1 protein-coding gene is annotated in these 576 nt (G+C 56.6%); it reads right to left on the bottom strand.

The annotated features are described in order from the left end of the window. The coding region (locus tag P7F28_RS07920; protein ID WP_277183972.1) for a hydrolase at positions 1–576 on the bottom strand (576 nt) is incomplete at both ends.

The raw sequence follows: 576 nt of genomic DNA on the forward strand, positions 1-576 counted from the left end.
CAAGAATCGACTTCGCATAACGCACGCCGATACCGTAGGCGCTATGCGCCTTGAGAATATCCATACAGCCTTCGTATGTCTCGCCGCGCGCCCAGTCGCGTTGCAGTTCAAACATGTACTGGAACGACGTCATCGGCACCGCGCCTGCCTGGATGATGCGTTGCACGGCGCGTTCATGTGCCTCGTGCGAGACATCGCCGCAGGCATCGGTCGGCACATAGATTTCATAGCCTTCCGCGATCATTTGAATGGTCGGAAACGACACGCATACATCCGTCCAAAGACCTGCGATAACGATCTTTTTCTTGCCCGTCGCTTCGATGGCGCGGCGAAAATTCGCGTCTTCCCACGAGTTCATCGACGTGCGATCGATCGGCGTTTGTTCGGGAAATACGGATTGCACTTCCGGCACCATGTCGCCGCTAAAGGACTTCGCTGCAACCGTGGTGAGAATGGTCGGCACCTTGAACAGCTTCGATGCCTTGGCGATGGCCTGCACGTTGTGCAGGATATTGGTGCGTTCGTGCGACATCGTGCCGAAGAACATCTGCGGCTGATAGTCGATCAGCGCGACGG

This window comes from Caballeronia sp. BR00000012568055, assembly GCF_029439455.1.
GTDB lineage: Bacteria > Pseudomonadota > Gammaproteobacteria > Burkholderiales > Burkholderiaceae > Caballeronia.